The 7467-nt window shown below is 69.0% G+C and carries 7 protein-coding genes and 1 pseudogene; 6 read left to right on the top strand and 2 right to left on the bottom strand.

Annotation, left to right across the window (positions count from 1 at the left end):
• Positions 1–568 precede the first annotated feature (568 nt).
• The 3 genes from ABZW30_RS39380 to ABZW30_RS39370 all read left to right on the top strand — a co-directional run bounded on the left by ABZW30_RS39380 (position 569) and on the right by ABZW30_RS39370 (position 3118).
• A complete protein-coding gene (locus ABZW30_RS39380) occupies positions 569–733 on the top strand; it encodes a hypothetical protein (protein WP_355676103.1) in 165 nt (54 codons plus the stop codon).
• Positions 734–1027: 294 nt separating this feature from the next.
• A complete protein-coding gene (locus ABZW30_RS39375) occupies positions 1028–1909 on the top strand; it encodes a hypothetical protein (protein ID WP_355676102.1) in 882 nt (293 codons plus the stop codon).
• 441 nt (positions 1910–2350) lie between these two features.
• Positions 2351–3118: an endo alpha-1,4 polygalactosaminidase gene (locus ABZW30_RS39370; protein ID WP_355676101.1), complete on the top strand. Its 768-nt coding sequence runs from the start codon at positions 2351–2353 to the stop codon at positions 3116–3118.
• A 350-nt stretch (positions 3119–3468) separates the two neighbouring features.
• Here ABZW30_RS39370 and ABZW30_RS39365 read toward each other — a convergent pair whose 3' ends face one another.
• Both ABZW30_RS39365 and ABZW30_RS39360 read right to left on the bottom strand, forming a co-directional pair.
• Entirely contained in the window at positions 3469–4329 is an 861-nt protein-coding gene (locus ABZW30_RS39365; RefSeq protein WP_355676100.1) for a hypothetical protein, read from the bottom strand.
• A gap of 465 nt (positions 4330–4794) precedes the next feature.
• A pseudogene (locus ABZW30_RS39360) lies at positions 4795–4911 on the bottom strand (transposase); the annotation flags it as partial.
• A 338-nt stretch (positions 4912–5249) separates the two neighbouring features.
• Between ABZW30_RS39360 and ABZW30_RS39355 the strand changes: the two are divergent.
• From ABZW30_RS39355 to ABZW30_RS39345, 3 genes are all read left to right on the top strand, one after another.
• Positions 5250–5945 carry a hypothetical protein gene (locus tag ABZW30_RS39355; RefSeq protein WP_355676099.1) on the top strand — a complete coding sequence of 232 codons (696 nt, stop codon included), beginning with the start codon at positions 5250–5252 and terminating at the stop codon, positions 5943–5945.
• A 273-nt stretch (positions 5946–6218) separates the two neighbouring features.
• A complete protein-coding gene (locus ABZW30_RS39350) occupies positions 6219–7019 on the top strand; it encodes an IPT/TIG domain-containing protein (RefSeq protein WP_355676098.1) in 801 nt (266 codons plus the stop codon).
• Between the two features lie 157 nt (positions 7020–7176).
• A partial coding sequence (locus tag ABZW30_RS39345) for an IPT/TIG domain-containing protein (RefSeq protein WP_355676097.1) occupies positions 7177–7467 on the top strand: 291 nt, incomplete at its 3' end.

The raw sequence follows: 7467 nt of genomic DNA, 5'->3' as shown, positions 1-7467 counted from the left end.
ACGACAGCAGGCTCACGGACAACAGCCGGTCACCGCATCAACTCTGGTGCACAGTCACTCGTACGAGGTGGTGCATGTTGACTCGTACGCCGACAGGGCTGGCAGGTGTGGCCGCGGTACACGGGGAAACGGCCGTCGCGGCGGGGCGGACAGCACGTGCGGGATCGTTTCCGGGTGGAGCGCGCTCGGCCGTTCGGGTGAGAAGTAGGCCTTCTGGTAGCCACCTTCTGTAGCCCTGTGTGTTACTCGTAGCGATTGCACCCGGTGGGCCGCCCATCCCTTGCCGGGGGAATGCGTTGGACCCGAGGAGACATGTACTCCCGGTCCGGCAGCCGTCGGGCGCCCCCGGTAAGGAACCGACGTCATGTCGGCTGTCGTGAACGCGACGGTCTTTGGACGTCGACGGTCCCCGATTGATCGGAGGGGACGTCATGATCTCAGCGACTGACCGCCTGGCAGCAGGGCCGGCGGCGAAGGACGGGACCGTGCCGGTCGGGGCGGGCCCATCGGAATCGCGATCACTGTGAACGGCCGACGCGCCTGTGCGGCGAGCAACGCCGCTGGCAGCGTGAACGTGATCGACACCGCCCCGAGCAGGGTGGCATCCACCCCGAACGGTCTGTCCTCCTGCGTGAGTGACAACGGCGCGGACACGGTGAGCGTCACCACCACCGCCACAGGCACCATCCACCTTCCCAGCGCCTACACCTACCTCACCGCACCCACTGCGTAGGCGGGCACCCACGGGTGGCCGCCGAACGGATCCGGCAGTCGGAACCGGCCCGGCGAGAACCCCGACGGGGCCGCGGCACCACACCGATACCCGTGACCGCCACACCGTCCGGCTGAGGCACAGACGTTCAACCCCTGCGCCCCCGACAGCCGCAGGCCGGATCCGAACAGGTGCGACCGGACCACACCAGAGGGCTCAAGCCACCACGAGCCCGGTCCCAGCACACCCTCGACCCGTTCCCGGACACGCCGCACGCGGCCCCGTGAACGTTCCACTCGACACCAAGGAGAAGCAATGAACCACAGCAAGCTGGCGATCCGCACGCTGGGCACTCTCGGAGCTGCCGCCCTCATGGTCACCGGCATGGCCGTCACCCCGGCAGCCGCGCAGACGTTCGTCCCGTGCCTCACCGACGCGCTGGCGGGCGCCATCACCGACGCGAACACCTCCGGCGGCACGCTCGCCCTGGCCCCGGGCTGCATCTACACCCTGACCACCCCGCTGCCGTCCATCCAGAACACGATCACCATCAAGGGTGACGGCGCCACCATCACCCGTGACCCGGCCGCGTCGGCCTTCCGCATCCTCACGGTCGACCCGACGGGAAACCTGGACCTTTGCGAGGCCATCATCACCAACGGTGACGCGACGGGAGACTTCGGGGGCGGCATCCGCAACGACGGAGTCCTCACTGTCAGGAGCAGCCTCATCCGCGACAACCACGCCGACTACTCCGGCGGGATCGGCGGCAACACCGGATCCACCACGCGCGTCGACCACAGCCTCATCAGTGGCAACAACGCGCTCCACAACGGTGGCGGTCTGGGCAACGACGGCAACATGACCATCACCGATAGCACTGTCGTCAACAACACGGCGCTCGAGCTGGGCGGCGGAGTGGCCAACGACGCTACGCTGAACGTCTCGCAGAGCAGCGTCTACGACAACTCGGCATCCGGGCCCACGGGTTCGGGCGGCGGAATCGCCAACTTCGGCGGTGCCGGCGCCACGACCACGCTCACCCGGAGCAAGGTCGTCAGCAACATCGCGACCAACGCCCCCGGAGGCGTCTACAACAACAGCGGCAGCGTCACGCTCAACTTCACCGCCGTGCTCGCCAACAACCCGACCAACTGCTTCGGCAGCCCCAGCACGGTCCCCGGCTGCGTGGCCTGACCCACCGAGCCCGCTGTCCGCAGCTTCCACACCTCGACGGCGGCCAAGACCTTGGCCGCCGTCATCGACCATCGCCCAGTCACCGACGCTGCCGACAACCAAGTGCCGCTGCCCGCCGATCCCGACGACGCGATCACCCCGCTGCGTCCGCTCCTCGCACGGCAGGCCGGCAAGCTGCATCGGGCATCGCGCCGACATCGCGGCCGGGGCCCGTCATGAGGGGCGTCTACGCGGGTCAGGGCCGATGGGCAAGTGTTTCCGGCACCGCAAGGGGAGCTGCCCCGAGGACATGCCCTGTCATCCTGGAGTTCGATGATGTCCGTTGACCATGGTCGATCCCGCAGGTCGCGCGTCAGGATCGCCGCAGCGCTGACGATCTCGGCGGTAGCAGTTCTCGCAGACTCTTCGTGCAGTTCCTCCGGCGGAACCGCGGAACCGGCGATGACGATTCTGCCTTCCACGTCCGAGGGAACACCGGCATCGGCGACGGCCTCGCCCGCCGTGACGGTGCCTCCAGTGCACGCCGGGTTCGACTACCAGATCGGCGGGCCGTACCAGCCGCCGGCCGGTGTGTCCGTCGTCAGCCGCGACCACGGGGCGTCCCCGGCACCGGGGATCTACAACATCTGCTATGTCAACGGCTTCCAGGCCCAGCCGGACGCAGAGCAGGAATGGGACCAGGACCTGCTGCTCCGGGACCAGGCCGGCAATGTCGTCTACGACACCACCTGGAACGAGGCGCTGCTGGACATCAGCACGGACACCAAGCGTCAGCGGATCGCTCTGAAGGTGAACGGCTGGATCGACGAGTGCGCTACCAAGGGCTTCAACGCCGTCGAGCCGGACAACTACGACAGCTACACACGGTCGGCCGCACTGCTGAGCGCGGCCGACGCCGAGGCGTACCAGTCTCTACTCGTCGCGCACGCCCACGGACAAGGCCTTGCCATCGCCCAGAAGAACGCGGCGGAGCTGGCACCGGACCGGCAGCAACTGGGCCTCGACTTCGCGGTGGTGGAACAGTGCGGCACGTACGGCGAGTGCAACCGCTACACCGACGCGTTCGGCGACAGCGTATTCGACATCGAGTACGACGAGCAGGGCCTTCAGACGGCGTGCACGACTTGGGGGACCCGCATCAGCATCGTGCGGCGCGACCTCGACGTCGTTCCGCCGAGCGACCCCGGCTACCTGCGCCAGACCTGCTGAACCAGCCCCGTCGCCCGCGCCTCGGGAAGATCCGCACAGTGAGAACGAGCAGCACCTGGCCTTCCTCGGCAAGCGGAGCGGGAGGGGCCGTCGGTGGCGTTCTCCCAGCACGCCCTGGACGTCGCCGTCACCGCCGGCCTCCTCGCCCGCGCCGGACACGGCCGCCTGGAGGTGTTCGGAGTCGGCTTGCCACCGTCTGGTACATGGCCTGACCTCACCGGCCAGGGCCCTGCTGCGCCCCCGGGGCCGAATACCCAGGCAAGGGGTGCGGGTTCCCGGGCTGCAGTTCACCCGGGGACCCGCACCCGCGTCAAGAACCATCGTTCGCACGAGGTCAGGGGGCTGGTCGGTCAGTTCACGCAGTTGGCGACGGGGACCGGGCTGCCCGCGCAGTTGGTGGGCTGGTTGCCGTGAACGCGGCTGTCGGTCAGGGTGACGACGCCGGCGTTGTCGAGGATGCCGCCGGGCGCGTTGGCCGCGCTGTTGTCGGCGACGGTGGTGTGGAAGAGGTTGGTGGTGCCGCCGCCGATGTTGGCGATGCCGCCGCCGGTGTTCGCCTGGTTCCCGACGACGCGGCTGTCCTGGGTGCGGACGATGCCGTCGTTGGCGATGCCGCCGCCGAGCTGACCGGCGGTGTTGCCGGTGACCAGGCTGCGGAGCAGGGTCAGACTGCCGTCGTTGGCGATGCCGCCGCCGTTCCGCGACACCTGGTTGCCCTCGATCCTGCTGTCGGCGATCGTGGCCTGGGCCCCGGCGGCGTTTCCGATCCCGCCGGAGAAGTCGGCGGTGTTGTTGCGGACCGAGCTGTTGGTGAGGGTGAGCGTCCCGAAGTTGGCGATGCCGCCGCCGAAGCTGCCGGTGGCGTCGCCGTTGGTGATGCCGACCTCGTGCAGGTAGAGGTTGGCACCGGGGTCGACCGTGAGAATGCGGAAGGCCGGTGCGCTGGACGAGCGGGCGAGGGTGCTGTGGTTCGCGTCGATGGCGACGTTCCCCGTGATGTCGGGCAGCGGCGAGCTCAGGATGTAGGTGCAACCCGGAGCGAGGTCGAGCGTGCCCCCCGAGGCGTTGGCGGCGGTGATCGCGGCGGCAAGGGCGCCGGGGTCACAGATGACCGGGGTCTGTGCGGCTGCCGGAGAGGCGGTGGCCCCGAGGGACACGACGCCGAGGCAGAGTGCCTGCGCGAGCCGTACGACGGACTTGTGGGTGAACATGTCGACTCCTTGGAAATGAGGAGGAACAGCCTGCACCAGGTGTGGCACGACCCCACTCGGAAGGGGGAAAGCCTGCCCCGGAGCGACGACGGCAGCCTCATGGGTCGTACACCATTCGAGTGCGAGCCCTTGTCGACAAGGGTGGCCTCGACGGGAGTTGATGTCGATCCCGACTGGTCGTCACCATATGCCATCAGAAAGGTGGAGTGAAGAAACGATACTTCTGATGCGAATTAACTTATTCGGGCGATTGATCGGCGTTTCCGTGGCGGGATGTCATTTGCTGCGGTATATCAGGCAGAATTCGATATCCGGATGAGGGCGGACCGACGTTCCCTGCCCGGCCGTCGGCACCGGAACTGCCGGGGCCGCGTCGCCGCAGCTCGTGGTGCCGGCGGACGTGGAGCGGTGAGTATTGCCGCCCGGCGGGCAGATCGTGCGGGAGGAGGGCGGGGGTAGGGCCGCGTCGTCCGCACCGGTCGGCCGGCGCCGGCGCTTGCGTACGATCTGCGGCTCGAAGCCGCCCTCCCGGTCGCGGGGTGCGTCGAGCTCGACCGGACCGACGTCGGTGACCACGGTCCGCTGCCGCAGCAGCCCGCCCTCGCCGGTGACGCGTGGTTCGTGTGGGACGGCAGCGCACACTCCCAAACACATTTTGGGGAAGTGTTACGGGTGAACGCTGCGCCGAATGGGTGATCCGTAGTCATATGCCTTGTGCTTATGGCTGTTCAGATGACTGACTTGAAGCGTCCGAATAGGGGGCTGCCCATCCCTCCGTTGGGGAAGGCATCCCATCGGTATGTGGTGGTGTGTGCCTGTCACAGGCCCGCAGGGGCGCCCATCGGAGGGAGCCGTCGACCGACGCGCTGTTGGGGTGCATCGGCTGATGAGGGTTGGCTCAGGCGTCCGAGGAGGCGTGCTTGCGAGCCATCACCATGCTTCACGCGCTGTTCGGGACCGGCGCTGTCGGTGCACTCATGCTCACCACCCCGGCGGCACACGCGCAGGCCGCGCCTGCGGTGCAGGCGGTGATCGTGCCGTGCAGCGAAACCGCGTTGGTCAGCGCCGTCAACGCGGCCAACGCCGCCGGGGGCGGTGGCCTGACCCTGGCACCGTTCTGCACCTATTCCCTCACCAGCGCCCACGGCTCGGGCGGGGCCGGCGGACCGGCGGGGCTGCCGAACATCACCACGCCGATCACCATGACCGGGCTGGCCACCGAGATCACCCGCGCGTCGGGCGCGCCCGCGTTCCGCATCATCGAGGTCGACGGGCCCTCGCAACTCCCCGCCGCCCACGGCCGGCTCGCCTTGACCACGGTCACCATCAGCAACGGTGACGCCGGTCTCGGGGTGGGCGGCGGCATCGCCAACCTCGGCGGGTCGGTCGTCATGACCGGCGGAGGCGTGCGCAACAGTCGCGCCTCGTTCGGCGGCGGCATCTACACCGACACCGCGCTGACGATGACCGCCGGCAGCGTCACCGGCAACACCGCCACGGTCGACGGCGGCGGCATCTACAAGAACGCCGGCTCCGTCACGCTGGTGGCCACCAAGGCCTCCGGCAACACCCCGGACAACTGCGCCGCCACCCCGCCCCTGACCGCGCCCTGCTGAGGCCCGACGGCGGCACCACGGGACACCCAACCCGCCCACCCGAACCGCAGGTCACCGGCGCGGTAGAACCACGCCGCCCGAATCACAGCCCCCATGCCCGCTCTCGTCCGGCACCCAGCCGGTCAGCGACTCCGTGGCCCGATTCCGGCAGCGCTGCGAGCCCTGTCCTGTGACCTGCCGGAACCCGATCACGCCCTGTGCGGCGGACTGCCGATTCGGTGGCTCCGGCGAATCGGGCGACAGCGTCATCAGCAACAGCAAAGGAGATCAGTCATGGCACCCGTCATCAGCTCCATCTCGCCCACCTCGGGCCACTCGGGCCAGACGATGACCATCACCGGCACCGGTCTGGGGACCCTGAGCACGACCAAGGTGAACATCGGCACCAAGACGGTCACGCCCACGGCGGCCAGCAGCACGTCCGTCACTCTCACGATCCCGTCGGGGTGCAGCGGTCAGGCCAATGTCACCGTGACCGTCTCCGGGGTCAACAGCAACAGCAGCGCCTTCTTCTACGTGGCCGCCCCGACGGTCACGTCGCTGACCCCCGGCATCGGCCCCGCCGCACCCGGCGGCCCCATCGACGTCTTCGGCACCGGTTTCGCGACCGCGACCTCGGTAGCCTTCGGCACGGTCGGCACCGCCGTCCCCACCGTCCTGTCGGACGGCCACCTGACCGTCACCCCTCCGGGCCACGGCGCCTTCACCGGCTGCACCGACGCGGCGGACGTCCTCGTCAGCAGCACCGGCGGCACCAGCTCCCCGATCGGTGCGTCGGGTCAGTTCACCTACTACGAACTGCCGGCGGTCACCGGCGTGACGCCCGGCACGGGAGCGGCGGGCACCACCGGGGTTATCGTCGCCGGCACCTGCTTCGTCGACGTCAGCTCCGTGACGTTCACCCTGACCACGGGTGGCGCGTCCACCCCGGCCAACAACGTCAGCGTCACTGGTGTGGGCACTCTGACCCTCGACGTGCCCGGCACCCTGGCCTCGGGCACCTACGACATCCAGGTCATCACCCCCGGCGGCACCAGCGCGGCCGTCGCCGCCGACCACTTCGTCATCCCCTAAGCCCCGGGCGAGCCCGTGCACCGAGCAACGGGCAGCACGGCCGCCCCGTCCCCGCGGCCGTGGGCGCGGACCCGATGGGCCGCGACCACGGACCCGCTGTGCCCTGGCCGCCCACGGCGGCCAGGGCACCCTCGCTACCCACGCAAAGGAGCACCCGATGGCTCCGGTCATCAGCGGCATCAACCCCAGCAACGGGCCGACCACAGGGGGTACGACCGTCACGATCAACGGCAGCGGCTTCATCGGCGCGACCTCGGTGAAGTTCGGAACCGTGCCGGTGTCGTCGTTCAAACTGGTCAGCGACAACCAGATCCAGGCCACGTCTCCCGCAGGCTCTGGAACAATCCAGGTCACGGTCACCACGCCGTTCGGCACGAGCAACGGCGTCACCTTCACCTACACTGCCGCGCCTGTGATCACGGGTTTGAGTCCGGTTTCGGGTGTGGTC

The organism is Kitasatospora sp. NPDC004669 (genome assembly GCF_040609455.1).
Taxonomy (GTDB): domain Bacteria; phylum Actinomycetota; class Actinomycetes; order Streptomycetales; family Streptomycetaceae; genus Kitasatospora.
This window is presented reverse-complemented; position numbering and strand designations above follow the sequence as displayed.

Bases quoted from the DNA above. Each gene is read 5' to 3' on its own strand.
- ABZW30_RS39370 (WP_355676101.1), top strand. From the start codon at position 2,351: ATGACGATTCTGCCTTCCACGTCCGAGGGAACACCGGCATCGGCGACG.
- ABZW30_RS39375 (WP_355676102.1), top strand. From the start codon at position 1,028: ATGAACCACAGCAAGCTGGCGATCCGCACGCTGGGCACTCTCGGAGCT.
- ABZW30_RS39350 (WP_355676098.1), top strand. From the start codon at position 6,219: ATGGCACCCGTCATCAGCTCCATCTCGCCCACCTCGGGCCACTCGGGC.
- ABZW30_RS39365 (WP_355676100.1), bottom strand. From the start codon at position 4,329: ATGTTCACCCACAAGTCCGTCGTACGGCTCGCGCAGGCACTCTGCCTC.